General features: G+C 35.8%; 19 protein-coding genes and 1 pseudogene. 7 read left to right on the top strand and 13 right to left on the bottom strand.

Translation table 11 applies throughout. The annotated features are described in order from the left end of the window. Both gmtX and greB read left to right on the top strand, forming a co-directional pair. A complete protein-coding gene (gmtX, locus tag HLH16_RS04900) occupies positions 1 to 612 on the top strand; it encodes a gamma-mobile-trio protein GmtX (protein ID WP_171528477.1) in 612 nt (203 codons plus the stop codon). Continuing rightward, positions 609 to 1,082: a transcription elongation factor GreB gene (greB, locus tag HLH16_RS04895; protein ID WP_171528476.1), complete on the top strand. Its 474-nt coding sequence runs from the start codon at positions 609 to 611 to the stop codon at positions 1,080 to 1,082. The genes gmtX and greB overlap by 4 nt, the downstream gene beginning before the upstream one ends. On the opposite strand, the gene HLH16_RS04890 is transcribed toward greB, so the two are convergent. From HLH16_RS04890 to HLH16_RS04860, 7 genes and pseudogenes are all read right to left on the bottom strand, one after another. Then, on the bottom strand, positions 1,070 to 3,238 hold the full coding sequence (locus HLH16_RS04890) for a DEAD/DEAH box helicase (protein ID WP_171528475.1): 2,169 nt from the start codon (positions 3,236 to 3,238) through the stop codon (positions 1,070 to 1,072). The two genes, greB and HLH16_RS04890, sit on opposite strands and share 13 nt — an antisense overlap. After that, entirely contained in the window at positions 3,238 to 4,686 is a 1,449-nt protein-coding gene (locus HLH16_RS04885; protein WP_171528474.1) for a Hachiman antiphage defense system protein HamA, read from the bottom strand. The genes HLH16_RS04890 and HLH16_RS04885 overlap by 1 nt, the downstream gene beginning before the upstream one ends. Beyond that, complete coding sequence (locus HLH16_RS04880; protein WP_171528473.1) at positions 4,683 to 5,813, bottom strand: ComEC/Rec2 family competence protein; 1,131 nt, start codon at positions 5,811 to 5,813, stop codon at positions 4,683 to 4,685. The genes HLH16_RS04885 and HLH16_RS04880 overlap by 4 nt, the downstream gene beginning before the upstream one ends. 123 nt (positions 5,814 to 5,936) lie before the next feature. Then, the gene (locus tag HLH16_RS04875; protein WP_171528472.1) at positions 5,937 to 6,407 is read right to left on the bottom strand and encodes a transposase family protein; all 471 of its coding nucleotides are present in this window, start codon (positions 6,405 to 6,407) and stop codon (positions 5,937 to 5,939) included. Further along, positions 6,355 to 6,612: a helix-turn-helix domain-containing protein gene (locus tag HLH16_RS04870; RefSeq protein WP_171528471.1), complete on the bottom strand. Its 258-nt coding sequence runs from the start codon at positions 6,610 to 6,612 to the stop codon at positions 6,355 to 6,357. The genes HLH16_RS04875 and HLH16_RS04870 overlap by 53 nt, the downstream gene beginning before the upstream one ends. Positions 6,613 to 6,737: 125 nt before the next feature. Further along, positions 6,738 to 8,027: a hypothetical protein gene (locus HLH16_RS04865; RefSeq protein ID WP_171528470.1), complete on the bottom strand. Its 1,290-nt coding sequence runs from the start codon at positions 8,025 to 8,027 to the stop codon at positions 6,738 to 6,740. Between the two features lie 430 nt (positions 8,028 to 8,457). Continuing rightward, positions 8,458 to 8,598: pseudogene (locus HLH16_RS04860) on the bottom strand (transcription elongation factor GreB); the annotation flags it as partial. 364 nt (positions 8,599 to 8,962) lie between these two features. On the opposite strand from HLH16_RS04860, the gene HLH16_RS04855 reads away from it, so the two are divergent. Then, positions 8,963 to 10,072 (top strand): MltF family protein, encoded by a 1,110-nt coding sequence (locus tag HLH16_RS04855; protein ID WP_171528469.1) that lies wholly within the window; start codon positions 8,963 to 8,965, stop codon positions 10,070 to 10,072. 73 nt (positions 10,073 to 10,145) lie between these two features. On the opposite strand, the gene HLH16_RS04850 is transcribed toward HLH16_RS04855, so the two are convergent. Continuing rightward, a complete protein-coding gene (locus HLH16_RS04850; RefSeq protein WP_171528468.1) occupies positions 10,146 to 10,529 on the bottom strand; it encodes an SCP2 sterol-binding domain-containing protein in 384 nt (127 codons plus the stop codon). Between the two features lie 216 nt (positions 10,530 to 10,745). Next, positions 10,746 to 11,666: a tRNA 2-thiocytidine(32) synthetase TtcA gene (ttcA, locus tag HLH16_RS04845; RefSeq protein ID WP_171528467.1), complete on the bottom strand. Its 921-nt coding sequence runs from the start codon at positions 11,664 to 11,666 to the stop codon at positions 10,746 to 10,748. A 500-nt stretch (positions 11,667 to 12,166) separates the two neighbouring features. Here ttcA and HLH16_RS04840 point away from each other — a divergent pair, with 500 nt between their 5' ends. After that, positions 12,167 to 13,030, top strand: coding sequence for a lytic transglycosylase domain-containing protein (locus tag HLH16_RS04840; protein WP_171528466.1), 864 nt, complete (start codon positions 12,167 to 12,169; stop codon positions 13,028 to 13,030). 142 nt (positions 13,031 to 13,172) lie between these two features. Next, positions 13,173 to 14,078 (top strand): protease HtpX, encoded by a 906-nt coding sequence (htpX, locus tag HLH16_RS04835; protein ID WP_171528465.1) that lies wholly within the window; start codon positions 13,173 to 13,175, stop codon positions 14,076 to 14,078. Between the two features lie 86 nt (positions 14,079 to 14,164). Here the strand turns inward: htpX and HLH16_RS15710 are convergent, their stop codons facing one another. The 3 genes from HLH16_RS15710 to HLH16_RS04820 all read right to left on the bottom strand — a co-directional run bounded on the left by HLH16_RS15710 (position 14,165) and on the right by HLH16_RS04820 (position 18,450). Beyond that, positions 14,165 to 14,392: a VOC family protein gene (locus HLH16_RS15710; RefSeq protein ID WP_250850227.1), complete on the bottom strand. Its 228-nt coding sequence runs from the start codon at positions 14,390 to 14,392 to the stop codon at positions 14,165 to 14,167. Positions 14,393 to 14,541: 149 nt separating this feature from the next. Continuing rightward, complete coding sequence (locus tag HLH16_RS04825; RefSeq protein ID WP_171528464.1) at positions 14,542 to 15,132, bottom strand: DUF4112 domain-containing protein; 591 nt, start codon at positions 15,130 to 15,132, stop codon at positions 14,542 to 14,544. Positions 15,133 to 15,348: 216 nt separating this feature from the next. Then, positions 15,349 to 18,450 carry a multidrug efflux RND transporter permease subunit gene (locus HLH16_RS04820; RefSeq protein ID WP_171528463.1) on the bottom strand — a complete coding sequence of 1,034 codons (3,102 nt, stop codon included), beginning with the start codon at positions 18,448 to 18,450 and terminating at the stop codon, positions 15,349 to 15,351. 405 nt (positions 18,451 to 18,855) lie between these two features. Between HLH16_RS04820 and HLH16_RS04815 the strand changes: the two genes are divergently transcribed. Further along, on the top strand, positions 18,856 to 19,230 hold the full coding sequence (locus HLH16_RS04815) for a diacylglycerol kinase (RefSeq protein WP_171528462.1): 375 nt from the start codon (positions 18,856 to 18,858) through the stop codon (positions 19,228 to 19,230). Positions 19,231 to 19,400: 170 nt separating this feature from the next. Here the strand turns inward: HLH16_RS04815 and HLH16_RS04810 are convergent, their stop codons facing one another. Further along, the gene (locus HLH16_RS04810) at positions 19,401 to 21,002 is read right to left on the bottom strand and encodes an isocitrate lyase (protein ID WP_171528461.1); all 1,602 of its coding nucleotides are present in this window, start codon (positions 21,000 to 21,002) and stop codon (positions 19,401 to 19,403) included. A 750-nt stretch (positions 21,003 to 21,752) separates the two neighbouring features. Here HLH16_RS04810 and HLH16_RS04805 point away from each other — a divergent pair. Beyond that, positions 21,753 to 22,742, top strand: coding sequence for a LysR family transcriptional regulator (locus tag HLH16_RS04805; protein ID WP_171528460.1), 990 nt, complete (start codon positions 21,753 to 21,755; stop codon positions 22,740 to 22,742). Position 22,743 lies beyond the last annotated feature (1 nt).

Genomic DNA, 22,743 nt, shown 5'->3' with positions numbered 1-22,743 from the left:
ATGCAATTAGAAGATCTTTTAAACCAATTAAAAAAGGATTCTTCCAGCAAGGTACAACAATCTTTGGATGCAATTTTCGAGGTTTGTAAAGAACAACAAGAAAGAGGAATCAATGATTTCTCAATAAGTACTATTGCTCACTTAGGATATAAACGTGGTGTACCCAAAGCACAAAGTATCAGAAATAATACGGGTAAAAAATACAAGACTTTAATCCAAGCTTTTGCCAATACTGCTCAACAAAGTAAAACTAAATACGACATTAATAAGTCTGATGAAGATTGGATTTCTGAAATTCAAAATCCTAAACATTTACTCTTAGTTAGAATTCTCGCTTCAGAATTGAAAGAAGCTAGACAAATGCTTCAAGAAATTATCCCTCCAAAGCAAAGGATAGATATTTATGATCATAAATCTTCCTTAGTTATGGGAGATATGAAGTTTACAGAGCAAGAAGAAAGAGCTTTAAAATACTTATTATCTGGTGAATTTCAAAAAAAATGGAACTTAAAGCCCACCACATACGGAGAACTTATCGATGAAGATCAAAAACCCGTATTTAAAATGGCAACTTTAGATGCAATACGTAAAGCATTGGAATATTTGACATGAATCGTAAATTGCTAACTGTAGAAGGTTATCAACGTTTGCAAGATGAGTTAAATGATCTTGTCCGAAAAGAACGTCCAGAAATAACCAAAATTGTATCCTGGGCAGCAAGTTTAGGGGATCGCTCAGAAAACGCTGATTACCACTACAATAAAAGAAAGTTACGTGAGATTGATCGAAGAATTAGATTTTTGACTAAACTTTTTGAAGTTGCTCATAAAGTTGAGTATAGCCCTGAGCAAGAAGGAAAAGCCTACTTTGGTGCTTGGGTTGAACTCGAAAATGAGGAAGGAGAAACTATTAAATTTCGTATTGTAGGAGATGAAGAAATATATGGGAGAAAAGACTATATTTCTCTTCAATCTCCTATGGCAAAAGCTTGTCTAGGAAAATCAGTAAATGATGAAATTCAGGTTCAGACACCAAAAGGGAAAAAAATATGGTATGTAAACCAAATAAATTATATAAAATAACTAAAGACCCGATTTAACAGTTTATTTTCAAAATCATCTAAATATTCAAATTTTTCCTTATCTCTTGATTTAAGGAAATCTAAAACATAATCTATTTCATCAGGTTTTTCTATAGTGTTCCTTTCAAATATTTTTTTAGCCACTTGATTTGGGAGACCAAATTCTTCAAGCCCATTAAGTGCAGATGGATAATAAAAATTTTCAAGATTTGCAGCAAAACTTTTATAGTCTCCGGTTGAATAATTATAGAGGTTGAAGATATATTCTTGAATATCATTTAATGCATAAATTAATCTTGGTAGATTGTAACCAACTAAGTTCTTTTTAAAAGAAAAAATAGATTGAATGGAATCATCAATAGTGAAATTTTTATATTTTTTTGACCCATAATTATAATCATTGATAATAAGTTGTTTATCATCTACCTTTTGCATTACTGCTTTTATCTTTCTTTCTAGTTGACTAGCTGAGTAAACACTACCATTCCCCATTTTTTTTATATTAAAATGTTCATATAAGAGTTCACAAATATGTAATAGTTGAGGATAAGCAGGATAAGCCGTTGACCAACTCATAATTTTATTCCAATCCTTTGCATGGTTCTTAATATCTTCAGCTAATCCAATCAGATCATTCGGATTAATACTTTGATGTTTTAAAATAATATGCAAAGGAAGTATACTTTGCTCATAAAATCTCTTCACTTTTTCTTTATTATTTTCATTTATATCATCACCTAAACTTAATAATAAAATATCGGAAGCTTTTTCACTTTGAGTAATAATAGGCATATCAATAAATGGAAGTTCCAGCTCTGGTTTATCTCCTAATATATAAACATTACCTACATAGTGTTTAAACATTCTACCTGAGCGACCAGATATATTATTAAAAGTAAACATATCTAGTTTTTTCTTACCAGTAATACAATCATCATAAATGATTATATTTTTTGCATTTGTATTTACACCTTCAATAAGGGTAGATGTACATATTAAAATATTAATTTTACATTCATTGAATAAGTCAACTATTAGTGCTGCAACTGATCTAGGTATCTGTCCATGATGAAAAGCGATTCTATGCTTAATCCCCTTTACAAGTGACCAGTCAGGATGGAAGTTTTCTGATAACCAATGTGCAAAATCCTCATTAATTTTTGATTCTTCAAAAATATTGAAGTTAAGAATTTTCTTTAATAAATTACAAGCACGTTGTGGTGATTTACAAAAAATTATAGTCTGCTCTTTACTACTTAAAGAGTTTAAAATCTCTAAAAGAATCTTGTCTCTTTCAATATCTATTTCTTCATCTTTTCCCTTAGTATTTAACTCATGATAATGATAATTGGTAGATACCGTTATATAAGAGTCAAACTGGAGAAATTTACAACGTAATTCTTGCTCAATACCCTCTACTAAACCATTGATTCTTGGACCAAGCATATAGAATCGCTGACATTTAGAATATAGTTCTTTAAATGCAATATTTAGACGATCACTTCTAACATCAGAATCTGAAGTTGGTTCAAGTTTATAAAATTCATCAATAATAAAAAAATCAACTTTAAGTCGCTCTTTAAACTCTAAAACTCTTTCTTGAGTAAGAATAAATATATTTTTACTTTCTAAATTTTGATTAACTTGAGAAACAATTTTATAATGATCTTTATATTTATAAAATTTCTTTTTTAATTCATCAATTAAAGCAATAGTAGGAACGACGATTACTATATTATCAAATTCAAAACTAGCAATAAGTGCTTCTATAATTAAACTCTTTCCGAAACTTGTAGGAGCACTAAGCACAATATTTTCACCATTCATAATACGGTGAAAAACTTCAGCTTGTTTTATATGAAATATTTTTTCTTCATCTTGCGGCGTACCAAATAAAATATTTCTAAAAGTATCTTTACTAGAAATATTTTTATTACATATATATGGAAATAAACCAAGTTCACCTAATAGATGATCCAATATAAAGGATTTATCAATCTCACTTCGTCTTTCAAGACACCTAATAACAATATCTTGAACTAAAAAATTTTTTTCATGTTTATTAAACTCATTAATTAATAAAATTAGTAGTGAATCCCACTCATTGAAATTTGGATTTTCTAAATTATTCTTAGCAATTGTATACCAGTCACTCATTAATTTATCTCCTCCATAAAAGCCTCATTGATTGCTTCTATATCAGAAACAGGAAAACAAAAAACTCTTAGATCAATTAAATTAACATCATCTTCTGTAATATTATTTTTGATAACACCTCTACAATCATTTATATGCAGTTTAAATAGATCCAGAAATGCAACTTCGTTATAATTATTAATTAAATCACTATCATGCATAATGAAGACAGGTATTATAATTTTGTCGAATCTTTTATCTAAAGGAATTGTTGCATCAGATAATCTTTTTAATTTTTCTTGATAAGGCCAAGAGCTATCTATTTGGTTAGTTAAAGCATAAATCCTATTTTTTAAGGAGGATATATCTAATATATATTTAATATTTTCAATAGAGTTTAAGACTGCTTCTTCCATAGTTCTATTAACAGAAGATGCACCTATCCAGAGTTCTAATTGACCCCCATTTAATACAGCATGAGTACATGAAAAAGTTCTATTATTTACATCAAAAATTTTATTCATTACAGGAATAGTTTTATATGATTCACGAATAGCCACATGAAGACATAAATCAGCTAAAGCATTTAGATCTCCAATTGGATAATGTGATCTCGCAAGTTTAAATAACTGACGATCCCCACCAGTGAAGCTCGAACGTTCTTTTATAGAAAGACAATAATCGATTACCCAATCATACAAAAGATCAATAAGGTTGGTTAAATTCCATTTATTAAATGAAAAACCTATATCAACGCCCTTAATATTTGGCTCATCTTCGATACAATTAATACAATAGTTAAATGGTGATTTTGGGTATTTAGGAGGTTTATAGTCAAATCCCTCTTGATTGATAATTTCAACCCCAAGCTCTTCTAATTTAGAGCTTATATTTTTATTATCTAAAATATCTTTAATTGAAATAGCATATAATGTATTTTGTCCTTGTTGGACAATTAATATTCCTATACATTTTTTATCATAAAGAACTGGTGCCCCAGACATTCCCTCATAATTAGTAATAGTATTTGACTGTGATATTTCAAAACTATATGGACTAGTTTTAATATTTTCAAAACTATTTGTAATTTTAACTTTAATTAAAGCATCATGATATTCTTTTTCACATGGATATCCACATGATAAAACTTCACTATCTAAATTTACACTGGCTACATATAAATCAATATAATCTTCAATTTGATTATCAAATATTTCCAATAAAGCGATATCTAATTCATCATCATTAACTATGCAATTGGCCTCAAAATATTTATCTTCATTAAAATTATCAGTTGATACATAAACTCTAATATTTTTATAATTTTCCCCAATATTATGATTAGCTGTTAATATATTTTTTCCTGAGATTGCAAACCCTGACCCTCTAATTGTATTTCCATCATCATCTGTACTTTCAACAATGAAAATTGAGTTTAGTCTATATTCTTCATGTTTAGTTACAATCACAAGTCAATCTCCTCTACGCCCATCATGATCTTGATATTAGAGTAACTATTATTAATTTCCTCTAAAAACCATGCAGGAATATTTTTAATCTCATAATTTAAATAGATAAAAGTCTCTTTACTTTTATTGACTTTAGTAATTTTTGCTAATGTTTCTAAATCAGGATGATTATGTATATTTCCATTTGTACTTATATAATAATTTTGACAATTGATCCTATTTAGCAAACTCAAACTAGTATTATTTTTACTACCATGATGAGAAATTTTAACAAGATCGACATTTATTACATCTACCCCTATAGAATCCAGCCATGATTCTACTGTTTCTACATGACAGTCCCCTAAACAAAGTATTTTTTTTTCGTCATATTCTATAAGAAAGGATAGACTACTTTTATTTGGTAAGGATGGATCAGTAACAAATTGAGAAGATGCTAATGCATCAATAGTATTAAATGTAGTAGAAGATATTTGCTTATTAAGATGATTACCTTGTTCTAAGGAACTTAAATAGGTTTCAAACGCTTTCGCATATTTTTTGCTAATAATTCTTGCTTTAATATTTTTTTGACGTAATTTGTCTTTCCACTTTTTTCTTAATTCATTAAGATCTTCAGAAGTTGGGCCGATGAGATTAAATTTAATATCCTTACTATAAAATTCTGCAACTTTTTCTCTAAAAATAGCTTCACCAGCAACGATAGGATTACAATTTATATTTTTTGACTTTATCAAATATGATAGAGATGTTCCTTCGGAATATCCTATTTGTATATTTTGATTTATAGTTGATAATTCAGCTTTTAACGCTTCTAATCTTCTATCTAATTTGTCTTCACTGTCCACACAAATATTTGACTCTAATAATTGTTCGACACCATTGAAATAAATTTCGCCAATTTCAGGACATTGTGGATGCTGTAGTAATTTAATAATGCCATTTACATGATCATTATCTATATGTGTAATGATCAATGTGTCAATTTTTTTAATTACACCAATAACTTGAGTCTTCCAATCATCAAAGGAATCGGCTGTACCTCCATCTATTAGGATAAAGTGGTCCTTCACCTGGATAGAGATACAATCTCCGTTACCTGCTTTGTTGACTCTTATTGCGATCATAAAAAATTCAAAACCACTTTCATCCCCAATCTCAATAATACTATACTTTTCATTATGTTATTCCATATAGTTTTAATTTCCAAAACATACTTATATTACTAAATAGTAGACCTCTTTCATAAATCATTTTTTGCTCAGTTCCAAATTGTAGATTCCAGCGATTAAATTGAATCTCAAACCCAATCGCTTACCTCTATTTCGGTAACGTTCAGCAAGGATTTTGAAGGTTTTCAGGCGACCAAATACATGCTCAATAGCTATTCTTCTTTTATTGATTTCCTGATTATAGATTTTGAGTTCAGGATCCAATTTACAGTGTCTTTTGGCTTTTAATGGCAACAGGCTATTGGGATACAATGCATAAATTTCCTGATAGCCTTTATCTGCAAGGATAAAAGCCCCAAAAGGAATCTTCTTTAAATTGCATTTGAACAACTCGAAATCATGCACTGTACCGCGACTGGTACACAAACTCAGAATTTGCTGAGTTTTGTAGTGAATCATGGCCTGTACTTTAAAGGTGTGAGTCTTTTTCTTGCTGCTATAGCTTTTCTTCTGTTTTTTTAGGCCTTTGTATTGGAATTTCTGTAGCATCTACGATCACCACATTCCAGTCTATGCCTTCGCCTTCGGACAAATTCTTCGGTAAATTAAAAAGATTAGACTGAATCAGGCAGTCTTCAACGTGACGTACAATTCGTGAGGCTGTTGGCTCTGAAACTCCATAACTCGTAGCAACGTGAAATAAAGTTCGGTATTCACGCCAATAGCTCAGACAGAGCAGAACCTGATCCTCCAAGCGCGGCTTAGTTTGGGTGCTACAGATAGTTGAAGATATCCGAAATCAAAACTTCTAATATGATAATAAGCCAAATTGACTATCAAAAATTCTTTATTTAGCACCTAATATTGTCTTTAAAGGATTTAATCCAAAATAAGTTTTTTAATTCTCATTTTATCGAAGATCATTTGGATAAATTCCTCCACAGTTGAGTCCTCCCATAATTGATCTATATCCAAGAAGCGCTCAAGAAATAAAATAACATGTGATTTACTATAATTTTTTGGTAAATAACTTGCTTTAGTCCAAACTTTCCTTTTATTACTAATAATACAATTTTTATATACAACATTTTTTAGGAACTTTCTTTTCTCATCATCAAAATAATCTAACTGATACAAAGCCACATTTACTGAATCGGAAAGATACCCATAAATTGATTTTAAATTATAGTTCTGACAAAGTTCCTCAATTTGCAATTCAACAGCATTGTTTAATTTAAAACTAAAACCAGTATTATATTTTATGGTTTTTTGCAATCGCAAGACCTCATACAATCTATGATTTAATAAAAAAGATGAAATCATACTTAAATCATTTAAATTTAATTTATAGCTTTCAATTTTATTTATTATAAGTTTACAAAAATCTTTAACTTTAATAATTTTAGGAACCCATACAATTGGATGTATTTCCATACTATCATAGCCAGAACTTCCATAAATGTCTTTTAAAACCTCAGAAACTAAATTTTTTCCAAATACTCTATTTAAAAAGACAAGTTCATCACTTTCGTCATCTTCTTCACCTTCTGTATAAGGAAAAGGATGGTAGAAAATTTTTTTATTAATTAATTTATTCAGAAAATCATTCTTATTAAAATTTTCAACATATAAAAATCTCTTAAAATTAAAGAACTTCAACTTCCCAAACATATTTACATTATAGCCTGTATATATTTCATACAAATATATTAATTCAAGAAAACTTAAGCTATTTAATAAATCCAAATAATTATATATAAAAATATTTTTATAATTATTATTGAATATGTCAGTAAAATTAGCCAAACTTGGCAGTAAACTACCATACTCCAAAACAATCCTATCTTTTAACTGATTATTTTCGCATTCTTCACAGTGATCATTATTACGCAGTAGATGCTCTGCCAATTCTTTACGTGTAAATATTTTATTTTCATTCTCACATTCTGGACAAGTTCTACATTTATTAACTAAAACATAGCCTATTTGTTTTAAAGTGACTTCTAATTGAGGTATAGAATTTTTTAAATTATATTTTTCAAAAATTTGCTTATATTTGTATTTATATGCTTCTTTCTTATAATTATAATAATCTGCTTCATCTAAAACAGACCAATAATCGCGAAGTAAACCTTCACTAGCTTCATCACAGGAGATAATTTCTAACATAATAATCGAAAATCAATAACACTATTAGATATCTTCTTTCTTTTTTTATGACCAATATATGGCAAGATATTACAGAAACCTGACTTTATCTGATTAAATTTTAATCGCATTTATTAGAAATTTTTTCCAACTTAACCACAGAATTATATATTCAATCAAAGGTTCTGAAATAGCTCCCTTAAGGGAGCTATATATTTATTTCGTAGGACATGAATCTTTATACTTATGATAAGCAGGTGCAATATTTTTAAACCAATCAGCAGTGAAATTCGTTGCTGTAGCTAAAGCACCATAATGCTGTTCATTTACTCTCGCAATTTTTAATCATTTAATTAATAGTATACTCAATAGAGTATGCATACTATTTATAATTATATGTTTTTAAAAAATATTTTTTTATTTAGTATGAATAAAGGGGTTATAATTTTAAATCCGCGTTTTCCGAACGATCGCCGAGACTCGCTGCCCAGTTCACTTTTCGGGTAATTTCTGGTCGTTCTTCATGCCACAAATGCTGCAATTCTGCGACCAGTTTGTCATGTCCAGAACGTGTAATTAAGTTAGATTTCATAGTATTTTTTGATGTTCTGCTTACAATTTATTTACAAGAATGGGCTATTTTATCCGCTATTTACACACAACTAAAGTTTATAAAATTAATTCTTCAATTAAATTAATTCTTTATGCTACATATCTCTAAAAAGTTTAGTACAAAATTTGACAAGTTTATTTTTCATGCTTATTATTCGCGCATGTTTTTAAATCGCTTACTTTTTAATCTATGTAGAAATTCTACATTATTCTCCTTTTAATCTAATGTCATTTTGAATGACGTCATGCCTGCCCAACCCTTATTGAATTTATCAAACTTGAAAAAGCTTGAGGCATGTGCGCCTTTGCTTTTTAGGGCATAAATTACTTGTAGCGGAGACAACATGCACAGTAGTTCAACTTCTGGGGTGAGGCTTTGCCTTAACTCTTTAAAATCTTCTTTCTCCTTAAAAATTCTTGCTTTTAGTACGTTGTTAATTCCGTTTCATAGTATTAATGCAAGTAAATCGTACCAATACGATTCTGTCGTCAACGGCAAACAACTCACTGTTGTTTCAGTTGAAAATTCGACCACAGTATTTAAAGATGGTACGCATCTACATGGGTTTGGTTATGACCTCGCGCGTAACTATGCCAACAGCTTAAACGTCAAACTGGTGTTTAAAACTGTGCCTGATAATGCGACCGCACTAAAATGGGTATCGCAAGGTAAAGCCAATTTTGCCATGACCACCGCAGATGTAAGTTCAATTGAACAGAAGCGTTTGACTTCTTTTTCAGCAACCTGTGGTGATATCGGCAGCCTGCAACAAAATGGCTTAAATACAAACCTGAATTGGGTATTTAAACATGCGGATGATCCACTGACACAAACCGCAAGTGGTTTTGTGTGTAAGGGGAAACAGTCCGGTTCGATTCGACAACTTGCATCATTTTATAATCAGAATGCTGTAAGAGAAGAATCATGGGATAGCATTCAGCGTGATTTAAATCAGCGTATGCCTATTTATAAAGCCAGCTTTAAAAATACCGCTGCAAAATATGATTTAGATTGGCATCTATTAGCAGCTATTGGTTATCAGGAATCGTATCTGAAACCGAATTCTGTATCGCCTACCGGTGTGCGTGGTTTGATGATGCTGACCAACAGTACGGCAAAAGCTATGGGGGTAAGTAACCGAACTGACCCGGCTCAAAGTATTGAAGGTGGCGCGAAATATTACGACCAGATGTTAAGTCGCTATGAAGATGTTCCCTTTCCTGATCGTAACTGGTATGCGCTCGTGGCCTATAATATGGGACCTGGCGCGGTAAATCAGATTCAGAAACGAATTCAGGCACAAGGTAAAAATCCAAATAATTGGGTCAATCTGTATAGTTATTTAGATCGTAACAAAGCCAGCAATGGCCGTTACCGTCAAGCGGTACAGTATGTAACGCGTATTCGCTCTTATTTAGAACATATTAAAACTACACAGTTAGTGAATATTTAATCTCTTCTAAATATAAAAAAAGCTTACCCAAGGGTAAGCTTTTTTTATGCTTAAAATGAATTAAGCAAAATTCTTAAGTCGTTTGTTCAAGTACTTTCTTGAACAAATCTTTTTGTTCTTGGCTTGGCTTGGCAGTTTGTAAAGCCATCAATTGCGACATATCACCTTGAACTTTAATTTTGCCGGTCATGAATGCCTGCATAGCAGCTGCCATATCAAATTCCAGGAACACTTTACGAAGGGTTTCACCATCCATGTTCAAAGTGGTTTTAGCATTTGGAGACAGACCTTTTTTGATTGTACCACCATCCAAAGACAATTCTGTATTGCCTTGTGAATCTGTAACGACTAAGTTAATTGCTAAATTTGCAAGTGCAGGCGCCAAGTTTAAGTCACCTGCTTGAGCAGTTAAGCTTTCTACATTTGAAAACCAATCATCAGTTAAAAAGGTAGGCATGATCTTTCCTCAATTTATTCGTTCATTTGTGTCGCCTATCCAGACAACATCTTTGTGAAGCTATTTGTGCTTGACGCTTGTTATAGCATGTAAAATTGTTTTCTGCTTAACGTTTTTTGCACGACACGTTCAATTTTTATATTTTTAATACATTATTTAACTAAATCAAATATATAAAATAGACACCAATCCTAAAACTGGTGCCTACCGTAACCATTATTCAGCAGCAAAACCTAAATTCACCATATTGATGCGTTTGCTCTGTGGTTCATCTTCTGTTGAACAGCTACCGGTGAAATCAAGTTCACGTTGTTCATCTAAAGCTTCAAAGTCAAACAATTCACGATCGGCCAATTGTGAAGGCGATACGTTTTGCATGGCACCAAAAATACTATGTAAACGCTTCGGATATTGAGCATCCCATTCACGCAACATATTATTGATCATCGCGCGCTGTAAATTTTCCTGTGAACCACACAAGTTACACGGAATAATCGGGAACTGACGCATTTCTGCATACTTGATGATGTCTTTTTCTTCCACATAAGCCAGTGGACGAATCAGGATATTCTTCTTGTCAGATGACAAAAGTTTTGGTGGCATGGCTTTCAAGCTGCCGCCATGGAACAAGTTCAGGAAAAAAGTTGCCATAATGTCATCACGGTGATGACCCAAAGCCACTTTAGTCGCGCCAATTTCTTGTGCAAAACCATATAACGAACCACGACGTAAACGCGAGCACACTGCACAATACGTTTTACCTTCAGGGGTCAATTTTTTGGTAATGCTGTAGGTGTCTTTTTCCAGAATGTAATATGGAATGTTATTTTCTTCTAAATAACGTGGCAAGACATCTTCAGGGAAACCCGGCTGCTTTTGGTCAAGGTTCACCGCAACGACATCAAAGTTTATTGGTGCAATGCGTTTAAACTGCAACATAATGTCCAGCAAGGTATAACTGTCTTTACCACCAGAAATACATACCATCACCTTGTCACCTTCTTCGATCATTTTAAAATCACGAATGGCATGACCGACTTGGCGGCGAAGCTTTTTCAACAAACGGTAATATGCCGAACTTGTTGGCAGTTCTGGTTTGAAATTAAATCCTTGTTCGGACTCAACTGGCGAGTACATAGACGAGATTTACCCATAAATAAAAATACCGCGCAATTTTATCCGATTCAGTCTCACATCGCACCAAAAGAATGTAATTTCTGAAAATTGATTATTGTTGTCATTTTCATGTAATCAACCACATGTTATTTTGGACGGTACAGTTCAAATTTTAGCCACAATGCTTACCAATTGTACTTTTCCACAGTTGTCCACAAAACCTGTGGATAACTTTGTGGATTTCAAAAGGCTTGACAAGGTGTCCGACCTATTATTTAAGGCTTCTATTTAAATTGATCATTTTTTGATCAATTTTATTTTTAATAGAAATCAACAATTTAATAGTGTCAAGTTATCCTGATTAAAAAAAAATTAAAATATTTTTTGATTACTATCTCTGCAATTAGCACTTGCTTTTTACAAACTTGCAGAGAAATTAGTTCCAGAATACTTTTAATTGTGTTTTTTTTTGTTAAACTCCTGTTGAACTGTCTGGAGCAGATTTTTTTCTATATAAAAAAATGAAAAATAACATTGTAAGCATGGGACTTTATTTTTTGGGGTGTGTAACAGTTGGTTCTGTTGCATCGACCAGTTATGCCGGTCAAACCATCTACCAGTTAAAAGAATCGAATGGCACCACCCTACTCACCAATAAAAAGGCTCGCTATAACCATTTAAAAGTGGAAAAAAAGACCTATTACCCGGACAGTAATATCCATAGTTATAGCAATTGGGGCAGCTCTGAGGCTTCGGTATTGCCTAGCTATAGCCGTAATAAAAATGCCTTTGACTCGATTATTAAACAAGCAGCATCACAACACGGTATTTCTGAAGGCTTAATTAAAGCAGTCATGCATACTGAATCTGGGTTTAATGTCAATGCACGTTCACCGGTCGGTGCACAAGGACTGATGCAACTGATGCCTGCAACGGCGCGACGCTTTAATGTTTCCAATGCATTTGATCCGCACCAGAACATTATGGGTGGGGCAAAATATTTATCTTGGCTGATGAAACGTTTTAACGGCAATACTTCACTGGTTTTAGCCAGCTATAATGCCGGTGAAGGGAATGTTGCAAAATATGGTGGCATTCCCCCGTTTAAAGAAACCCAAGATTATGTCAGACGGGTCAGCAGCCGTTATAGCAACTTATATTCCAATGGTCTGGGTAACAGCTCAAGTTCAACCAACCCGAGTTCTGATGCTGGAAAAATTGTTGCTCAATCCAACAATTATGAAACAGCCTCATCACATGCAGCGCCTCGTTATAGTTCGCAGCGTCAAATTATTGTGGCATCCGATGGCAGCTTCACTGATGCTCCCGGCTCGTACACCACGGCACATGCCACGGCTTCAGCAAAAATTTCAATTACCGACTAATAAAGTCATTTTTTGAAATCTGCATCATCCAACAGAATTACTTATTTTTCTTCTTGAATTTTTAAGACTTACACCTCATATTTAGTAGATGATTTTTGATTCATAAATCAGATTATTTTTTTATTATAAGAGGATTCTCTCAATGATGCGGATTGGTTTGTTCTTGCTTACCAACCTCGCGGTACTGGTTGTAGCTGGCATTATTTTGTCACTCTTCGGTGTCGGTAGTTACCATGGCGCGGGTGGCTTAAATCTAGGCAACCTATTGGTCATCTGTTTTGTCTTTGGTATGGTTGGTTCTATCATTTCCCTGTTCATGTCAAAATGGATGGCGAAAAAAACCACTGGGACAGAATTAATTGACCCGAATGCGCCTCGTAACCAAGCCGAAGCATGGTTATTACAAGAAATTGCACAATTGTCGCAACGCGCTGGTATCAATATGCCAGAAGTGGGTATTTTCCCTTCTTATCAGTCCAATGCTTTTGCAACAGGTTGGAACAAAAACGACGCTTTAGTAGCCGTTTCAACGGGTTTACTCGAACGAATGAACAAAGACGAACTTCGTGCGGTACTTGCGCATGAAATTGGTCACGTTGCCAATGGTGATATGGTGACCCTTGCCCTGATTCAAGGTGTCGTCAATGCCTTCGTGATGTTCTTTGCACGTGTCGTTGGTGATTTTATTGACCGTAATGTGTTTGGTCGTGAAGATGGTGAAGCACCGGGTCTAGCTTACTTCGGTATTACCATCGTACTGGATATCGTGTTTGGTATTTTGGCATCTTCTATCGTGATGTGGTTCTCACGTCAACGTGAATACCGTGCCGATGAAGCTGGTGCACGTTTAGCCGGTAAACAAGCCATGATTTCAGCCTTGTTACGTTTACAGGCAGAATCAGAACTACCTGATCAAATGCCTAAAGAAATGAAAGCGTTTGCAATTGCGGAAGGTAAAGAACAAGGGTTCAGCTTGGCGGCTTTGTTCCAAACTCACCCAACCATTGAGCAACGTGTAGCAGCATTACATCAGTTAAACTGCCCATAATATGGTTTGATTAAAAATACCAGTTGATTAAATTGAATATCAAAAAGCCTCCACGTGGAGGCTTTTTTAATGCTGTTGAATGCAACCTAATAAGCTGCCGTTGATCTCATGACACAGAACATTTCTATTTCAACCAAATGTTCTATCCCAGTAATTCGCGCTGGTGCAAATACAGACCAATTTAAACCCTGCCATGCGTGATAAAGTGTTGCCAAATTCTCAACCTGAGTACACGCACTATGCCAAGAGCATTTAGGATCGAGCTCGGAATGATGAAAAAATTCCAGACTTAAACTGCCACGGTGTAGAATCATCCCCCCATACATTCATCCATTGATTGGATTGATAGGTAGATTGAAAACCAAGCATGCGATAAAAATCACATGTCGCGTCAAAATTGATTGCGGGTAAATTCGCAGCAATATAATCCATGATTCTTATCCATAAACCTTATCGAGTAAAATCAAAAAGCACTCAATCCTTGAACCCATTGCCATAACCAGCTCAAACCGAACCACATCGCAATCAGCATCAGTACCAAAACGATTGCCCCCAGAAGATCTGGAATATGTAACCACAGCCAAGTCACCACAGGATTTCGCCAAAAGGCTGAGCTCTGCTGTTTATTTTCCAGGCTTTCATGCAAAAATGGATGAACCACATGTGAATCACTGTGAATCTGATATTCCTCTCGAATATGCTCATGCACAATGGTTAAGGCTTTACGGCTTGGACGTATAAAGATATCAAAAACGGTTCCAAGCACCGGAATAAATCCGACCACAGCATCCACTATGGCCAGTTTCATCACCGAATTGAGTTTGCTTTGTGGCACCCCTATTTGCTTGGCTTTATAAATTGCATAACAGGTCAATACAAAACCTGCGACATCACCAACCACAGGAATCGTACTCAATGCGGCATCTGCCCCGACCCCTTGCTTGGTGAATGGGATACGCACCACCGAGTCCATCATATTGGCAAACTTGGCTAAATCCCGCTCTAGACGCACCACTTCTTGCTGGCTGAGTTTTTTTTGTTGTTGCTCTGGCATAGGCCTCAATTCCAAGGAAAGCATTATCTAAACACTTGAGATTAGACCATATCTTTTCTACACGCTGTGTATCGTTATGATAAGTAAAGCAGTTAACTGATCTGCCAGAACAAATCAAGATTTAGAGTGAGTACATTTTTTTGGTTCATAAAATGCAGCGATCAATTAATGACTCGACAGGCCTCCTGAAAATACCGATGAGGTGAGTGTGATTACTCAAGATTTCTGTTGAGCTTTACCCTTAAATACAGTTCGGATCAGGACATACATAAATGGAATAAAAACCAGTACCAACAAGGTCGCAAATATCACCCCTCCCAGCACACTGACGCCAATTTCTTGACGACTGACTGCTCCCGCACCAAAGGCAAAGACCAATGGAATCACACCTGCTCCAAAAGCCAATGAAGTCATGAGAATCGGGCGTAACCGCAGGCTTGCCCCTTCCAGAGCCGCTTCAATAACACTGCGTCCTTGTGTCTGTGCAAGTGATGCAAACTCCACGATTAAAATGGCATTTTTACATGACAAGCCAATGGTGGTCAGTAACGCAATCTGGAAATAAATATCGTTGGGAAAGCCAGCAAAATAACTGAACAGGATATTGCCGCCAACCCCCAAAGGAATAGCACTCAATACCGCAGTAGGAATCGACCAGCTTTCATATAAAGCAGCCAAACACAGGAAAATGAAGCCAATTGAAATCAAATAAAGTAATAGTGCCTGATTACTTGATTTCCGTTCTTCGAAAGACACACCGCTCCAGGCTAAATCAATTCCGGAAACTTTGCTGACCAGCTGATCAATATCCCGCATTGCTTCCCCGGAACTTGCATTAGACGCTTTATCAGCTTCGAGTTCGATAGCCGTATAGCCATTAAACCGGTTCACAATTTCTGGAGCACCCGACCAGTTGACTTGAGAAAAATTGGTGAATGGCACCATTTCATTATTGCTATTTCTGACCGACCAATATTGCAAATCTTCCGGTTTGGCACGATAAGCCGCATCACTCTGCATAATGACTCTTTTAATTCGTCCGCGATCAATAAAGTCATTAATGTACTTGCCCCCCAAAGCTGCAGACAGGGTACTGTTAATATCTGTTGGAGTTAAACCGGAAGCCATCGCGGCTTTTTGATCAATCGTCACTTTAAGATTGGCTTTTTCAGGTGCGGTTCGTTTATCCAAGTTTTCAAATGATGAATACTGTTTCGAATCTTCTTTGAGCTGGTTAAATTTTTGCGTTAAAACTTTGCGACCTTGACCATCAATATCGCGAACCCAAAGATTTAAGCTACTGGTGTCTCCCAGACCATTGACCACCGGTGGCATGGAAACAGTAATACGTGCATTCTGGTTTTTACGGAAAAATTGGGTCGCACGCTCCTTGATTGCATCTGCGGTATTTACTTTGCCAGAACGTTGATCCCAGGGTTTTAATTTAATAAAACCCTGTGCCAGATGCTGCCCAGTCCCGCTACGGTTTCGACCATAACGCAGCATCACCAAATCCACATTGTCTGTTTCATTTTCCAGAAAATAGCGACGCACCGTTTCCCCCATTTCAATGGTTTTGGTCATTGGTGCATTGTCTTGTAAAGTCACTTGCAGGCTCAGTGAACCCTGATCTTCACTGGGTAAATAGCTGGTGGGCAATGCACGGTAAAACAAGGCAAAAACACTGACTAGAGCCAAAGCAACGACCAAAGTAATCAGGCGGTTTTGAATGGTCAAAGAAGACAGTTTAAGATATTTACCTTTCACCTGATCCAGCAAATGGTTAAACCGGTTTGCCCAGCCATAAGGTTTTTCGATCGGTTTTAACACCAATGCACACAATGCCGGGGTCAGAATTAAAGCAACGGCCAAGGAAATAGTCATCGCCGTAACTAAAGTTATGGAGAATTGACGGTAAATCACTCCTGCTGAACCACCAAAAAATGCCATCGGAATAAATACCGCAGTCAGCACCAGAGTAATCCCGATCAATGCGCCACTGATTTCCTGCATGGACTGGATCGATGCCTGCTTGGCGTCCAAGCCTTGTTCATGCATCAGCCGTTCAACATTTTCAACCACCACGATGGCATCATCCACCAGCAAACCAATCGCGAGCACCAAGGCAAACAGGGTTAAGGTATTGATACTCAATCCCAGCACATATAACACTGCCATGGTACCCAGAATCACCACGGGTACAGTAATCGCAGGAATAAAGGTCGCACGCCAGTTTTGCAGAAAAATAAACATCACCACGATCACCAGCAAAATGGCTTCAAACAAGGTCTTTACCACCTCATGAATGGATTGCTGAACGAAAGGTGTATTGTCATTTGGATAAACCAGTTTATAACCTTTAGGCAGTGTTTTGGAAATGTGGGCGACCGTTTCATTAATCAGTTTTGAGGTTTGAATGGCATTGGCACCGGATGCCAGGGAAACCGCCATACCGGCTGATGGATAGCCATTGGTGGTATTATAGGATTGATAATTTTCCGCCCCAATTTCTACACGGGCAACATCCTTTAAGTAGACATATTCCCCGGCCTGGCTAGACTTGATAATAATATTGTTAAATTCATCAACCGTTTTTAAACGTGTTCCTGATGTGACTTTGGCATTTAAGTATTGTTCTTCTAGTCCCGGCAATTCACCTATTCCACCCGCTGCAACCTGGGTATTTTGTGCTTCTACTGCTTTCTGAATATCGCTGGGCATCAACTTATACTGTTTAAGCTTATTTGGATCCAGCCAGATGCGCATGGCAAACTGTGAACCAAATACATCAACTTCACCTACGCCCTCTACACGGGCAATTTCCGCCTCTAAATAACTTAACAAATAGTCGGATAATTCAATATTGCTGCTTTTTCTAGTTTCATCATATAAGCCAATCACCATATGGGTATCACCCAGAGATTTGAATACATTGACTCCTTGGCGCTGTACATCTTCAGGTAATCGGCTCACGACGCTATTAATGGCATTTTGTACCTGAACTTGTGCAGTATCCGGGTTGGTACCATTTTCAAAGCTGATATTAATCCGGCTACGACCGGTGGAGTCACTGCTAGAACTAAAGTAAAGCAAGTGGTCTAAACCTTTAATTTGCTGTTCTAAAATCTGGGTGACACTTTCTTCAACGGTCTCGGCATCCGCGCCGGAATAAGTGGCGCTAATCGCAATTCTAGGTGGAGCAATGTCTGGATAACGCTCTACCGGTAAATTAATGACTGCAAAAAGTCCCAGTGCCATAACAATAATGGCCAATACACCGGCAAAAATAGGTCGTTGAATAAAATATTTCGACAGCATATGAGGTAATCGCAGTATAAGTAAGTGGAACTAGGCAATAAAAACTGGTTCTAAAATAGCAAATTAAAGCGGCTATACAGTAACTAAAAGTTAAAAACACACTATCATAGATATGAAATCTTATTTTTCTCCCTAAATAAGGAGAAACTATGGAGATACACCGCTTAATCAAGCGCTAAGCGTATGCTTCCTCCCGCATCTTTACCATTAGACTGTGAATAGATTATTTTACAAAGTCATTTCATTAAAAAGAAAAGACTGGGCTTTGCATAGGGCAATTTTATTTAACTAAAATTCAGCAATTTTTTTTGTAATATAAAAATATAACTTTCAAGTTTTTTAGAATTAAGCCATATTTAAGCCTTATGATCTATCTTTCCTGAAATTTAGCAAAAAAATTAAGTCATGAATCAACCCTCTCCATACAAAGGCAAAACCGGTTTTAAGCGTGTGATGAATGCAACCCATTATTCTATTTCAGGTTTTAAAACTGCATTTATCAATGAAGCTGCATTTCGTCAAATTGTATTCATAAATTTAATTCTGATCCCTGCCAGTTTTTTTCTGAATGTATCCCGTGTAGAACAAGCCGTGATGATTGCGGTGTGTTTACTGGCACTGATTGTTGAATTATTTAATTCAGCGATTGAAGCTGTCGTAGACCGTATTTCTTTGGAAAGACATGAACTTTCAAAAAATGCCAAAGATATGGGTAGCGCTGCGCAATTTGTCGCACTGGCAATTATTTTCTTTACATGGCTGATTATTTTAGTGCCCTAAGCTTTATCTTTCTTCAGTCATTAAAATAAAGAGATTATTCATTGCGATGCAATTCGCTACATAAAATGAAAAAGGGAACATAAAAATATGTTCCCTTTCTTATATTCTGTTTTGATCAGCCATAAAAAAACCCTGCTTTCGCAGGGTTTTTTTTGAATCACTCGGGAGGATTAACCACCGAATTGGTTCATTGTGTTTTTAGCATCATCACCAGCTTTAAGGGCATTGTCACCAGCGAAGATTTCTTTGTGGTCGTCACCGATGTCAGAACCAGCCATTGCTTGGTGTTTAACACATGCGATTGTACCGCGGATTTCTTTACGTTGTACGCCAGCAACATAAGCAAGCATACCTTCTTCACCGAAGTAACCTTTAGCAAGCTCGTGAGTAGAAAGAGCAGCTGTGTGGTAAGTCGGAAGTGTGATCAAGTGATGGAACACACCCGCTTCACGAGAAGCATCTGCTTGGAATGTACGAACTTTTTCATCAGCGTCAGCAGCCAATTCAGTTTCGTCATACTCAGCGCTCATTAATTTAGCACGGTCGTAAGCAGAAACATCTTTACCTTCAGCAACATAACGGTCATAAGTTTGTTGACGGAAGTTTAAAGTCCAGTTGAACGATGGAGAGTTGTTATAAACAAGTTTCGCATTTGGAACAACTTCTTTAACACGGTTAACCATGTGAGCGATTTCGTCAACGTTTGGAGTCGCAGTTTCGATCCAAAGTAAGTCAGCACCGTTTTGAAGGCTAGATACACAGTCAAGTACAACACGATCAATTTGAGTGTCAGCACGGAACTGGTAAAGACCAGAAGGTAAACGTTTAGGACGGTGTAATTTACCGTTACGTTTGATCAGGATTTCGTCTTCTTGTGCTTCAGAAATATCAATTTCAGAAGTTTCTAAGTAGCTGATGTACTGAGAAGCGATGTCGCCTGGCTCTTTAACCACTGGGATTTTTTGAGTCAAGTCAGCGCCTTCAGAGTCAGTACGCGCAACGATGATACCGTCATCAAGACCCATTTCCAAGAATGCATAGCGAAGTGCGTGGATCTTAGCGATGAAGTCTTCGTGTGGAACGGTTACTTTACCAGCTTGGTGACCACATTGTTTCGCGTCAGATACTTGGTTTTCGATTTGTAGTGCACAAGCACCCGCTTCGATCATTTTCTTAGCAAGTAAGTAAGTCGCTTCTTCGTTACCGAAACCAGCATCGATATCCGCAATAATTGGAACGATGTGAGTTTGGAAACCGTCGATTTGCGCAGTGATTTCAGCCGCTTTAGCAGTATCACCCGCTTCGTTTGCTTTTTTAAGCGCACGGAACAAATCGTTTAATTCTTTTGCGTCAGCTTGACGAAGGAAAGTGTAGATTTCTTCGATCAAAGCAGGTACTGAAGTTTTTTCGTGCATAGACTGGTCAGGAAGTGGACCGAATTCTGAACGAAGTGCAGCAACCATCCAACCAGATAAGTAGATGTAGCGTTTGTCAGTTGTACCGAAGTATTTTTTGTTCGCAATCATTTTTTGTTGTGCGATGAAACCGTGCCAGCAACCCAAAGATTGAGTGTATTTGCTAGAATCAGCATCATATTCAGCCATATCACGACGCATAATAGCAGCAGTATATTTAGCAATGTCTAAACCAGTTTTGAATTGGTTTTGCATTTGCATACGCGCAGCATCTTCTGGGCTGATATCTCGCCAAGTGTTGCCGAATTTTGCTTTTAATTCGCGGATTGCGTCAATCGCTGTTTGGTATGTAGTCATGATATTTTCCTGTATATAATTTTAGGACTTCATCAATCAAAGGACTAAATCTGCAAGATATTAATTTGTTCAGATTTAGAGCGCTTCGTTGCAATGGACACAGCTTAGTTTGACTAAAAAAATTAATCCAATAGTCTGCAAGAATCTTCAGTATTTATTTAAAAAATATGTAGATTAAAGTCTAATTATAATTGTCGCTAAATTTTATAAGTTAATGATTTTTAAAATTATAATAAAAATATAAAAAGTCTTTTTTTGTATAACAAATAATCAATATGCTGTTTTATTCTTCATTAGACCTAAGTATAGGGTCTAATAAAAAAGACTCGTCTTTTCGTTTTTATCTCGTTTTTCTTATTTTATCGTCATTATTTTAAAAATGTAATTGCATTTTATTTCACCAAATAAAATGCCTTTACCTTTTTCTGCATTCAAATCCTGAGCTGCAAAAACACCATTCTATTTATGGCAATTCAATATAATTAAAAAACCGTTTATGTGATGTAATTGCATGAGCCGCAATACGAGCTTCAAATTACAGTATTGAAGATAGGAAAATCATCAAATTCATATTTCAATCTGTTTAAAACTCAATGGATAATCACAGAGAATTCACAACTGATAAGAATAGCCAATATCGTAAAAAACCACTTTTAGGGCGGCTTTTTTTTCATCATATTTCCTACACAAGCCTTACTGCTTATGGCATAATCAATATAATTTCATGGTTTTATTGTTGGTATTTTTTATATGAATCTGGAGCGGGTCGATCTCAATCTATTAATTTACCTTGATGTTCTTTTACGTGAAAAAAATGTTACCCGCGCAGCAGAACAATTGGGTGTTACCCAACCCGCTATGAGTAATATTTTACGTCGTCTACGTAATTTATTTAATGATCCGCTTTTAATCCGTTCTTCTGAAGGCATGACACCTACAGAACGTGCTTTAGAATTACAACCTCGTATTCGTGATGCGCTTTCTGATTTGTCGATGATTTTAGAACCTCGTACAGAATTCCGTCCTTATACCTCGAATCGTGTTTTCCGCATTATGACCTCTGACTATGCCGAAGCGACTTTAGTTCCTCGCCTGGTTAAAGCATTGCGTTCAGAAGCTCCGAATGTCGTTCTCGACTTTTTAACCCCAAGTGACGTGTCTTACCGCGACATGGAACAAGGTAAAGTTGATTTAGCCATTAACCGATTCAATGAAATTCCACAAAGTTTCCACCAGGTCTTGGTTTGGCGTGACAGTTTTTCTTGTTTGCTGAACAACAAACACCCTGCCAGCGCCAACTTAAATCTTAAAAGCTATTTAGATGCACAACATATCTGGGTGTCTAAAACTGGTATGGGCGTTGGCTTTGGTGTCAATCCTGATAAACAGGCAGGTCTGGGCTGGATTGATCAAGCTTTAGAACGTATTGGTCAAAAACGTAAAATTTCGGTTTTTACCCGTCATTATCAAATGCCTGCACTTTTGGCATCCAATGTTGATTTGATTGCAACGCTGCCAAGCCGTATTGCAAGACTGCAATCCAACAATCCAAACCTGCTGATCAAAGACCCACCGTTTTATATTCCTGAATTTGAATTGAAAATGGCGTGGTGTCCGTTGTTGCATCATCATCCTGCACACCGTTGGTTACGTCAGCTGATCCTGTATGTAGCCCGTCAAATGATTGAAGAAGAAAATCGCGAATTTTTAAGCAATAACTCACAATTTTCTCACTATTAAT

The sequence above is a fragment of the Acinetobacter sp. ANC 5378 genome (assembly GCF_013004315.1).
Lineage (GTDB): Bacteria > Pseudomonadota > Gammaproteobacteria > Pseudomonadales > Moraxellaceae > Acinetobacter.
This window is presented reverse-complemented; position numbering and strand designations above follow the sequence as displayed.